Below are 535 nucleotides of genomic sequence, written 5' to 3'. Positions count from 1 at the left end.
ACCATGATCTACGTTACCCACGACCAGGTCGAGGCGATGACGCTGGCCGACCGCATCGTGGTGCTCAAGGATGGCCATATCGAGCAGGTCGGCACGCCGATGGACCTCTACAAGAAACCCGGCAATCTGTTCGTTGCCCAGTTCATCGGCTCGCCGGCCATGAACATCCTGCCGGCGACCATCGACAAGACCGGCAACCCGACCGTCGTCAGCCATGTCGGCGGGCGCAAGGCAACCGTGCCGATCACAACGCCGGCTTCGGCGAAAGGTACCGCGGTGAGTTTCGGGGTGCGGCCGGAAGATCTGATCATCTCCAGCGGCGCCGACTATCTGTTCGAGGGAACGGTCGACTATGTCGAGCAGCTCGGTGAGGTTCAGCTGGTTTATATCGACATCGGCCGCGCCGATCTGCCGCTGGTGACCAAGCTGCCCGGCAATGTCGAGGTCAAGCGCGGTTCGACATTGCGGCTGAGCGCCAATGGCGAGGATCTGCATATCTTCGATGCGGACGGACATTCCTTTGCGCTGCAAAAGC

1 protein-coding gene is annotated in these 535 nt (G+C 61.3%); it reads left to right on the top strand.

Annotated features, from left to right (window positions below; translation table 11 throughout):
* Positions 1–535 (top strand): TOBE domain-containing protein (locus EN935_RS39635; protein WP_127374437.1); only part of this gene is annotated, 535 nt, incomplete at both ends.

It is taken from the genome of Mesorhizobium sp. M7D.F.Ca.US.004.03.1.1 (assembly GCF_003998635.1).
GTDB classification, from domain to species: domain Bacteria; phylum Pseudomonadota; class Alphaproteobacteria; order Rhizobiales; family Rhizobiaceae; genus Mesorhizobium; species Mesorhizobium loti.
This window is presented reverse-complemented; position numbering and strand designations above follow the sequence as displayed.